1 protein-coding gene and 1 pseudogene are annotated in these 532 nt (G+C 52.3%); both read left to right on the top strand.

Features of this window, described 5'->3' with window-relative positions; all coding sequences use genetic code 11:
- Positions 1-238, top strand: a pseudogene (locus ACTHUR_RS17685) (Bcr/CflA family drug resistance efflux transporter); the annotation flags it as partial.
- Positions 239-299: 61 nt separating this feature from the next.
- Positions 300-532 (top strand): glutamate racemase (locus ACTHUR_RS17680; protein ID WP_440400027.1); only part of this gene is annotated, 233 nt, incomplete at its 3' end.

Below are 532 nucleotides of genomic sequence, written 5' to 3'. Positions count from 1 at the left end.
CACTCAAGCCTGCTTTATGAGCTATTTCAGCGCAGAGGGCGGCAGCGCAAATGCCGTTTTAGGCGTGTTCCAATCCCTTATCGGCGCATCGGTCGGCATGGCAACGACTTGGCTACATAATGGTTCCGCCTTGGTGATGGCCGGTATGATGTTGAGTTCGACCGTATGCGGTATCGTGCTGTTGTGGGTTTGCTCGCATCAGGCTTGGATGGAAAACGATAAAAAAGAATATGTTTAACCTTCGGGCCGTCTGAAAAACGGTTTCAGACGGCCTCAACACTATATTGAAGAAATTAACCATGAGTACCAGCAAACAACGCCCCATCGGCGTATTCGATTCCGGCGTCGGCGGCTTGACCAACGTCCGCGCCCTGATGGAACGCCTGCCGATGGAAAACATCATCTATTTCGGCGATACCGCACGCGTTCCCTACGGCACCAAACCCCGCGCTACCATCGAAACCTTCGCCATGCAGATTGTCGATTTCCTGCTGGAAAACGATGTCAAAGCACTCGTCATTGCGTGTAACAC

The sequence above is a fragment of the Neisseria sp. P0021.S007 genome (assembly GCF_051956855.1).
Note: the sequence above shows the minus strand (reverse complement) of the source record. Positions and strands in the feature narration are given on the sequence as shown.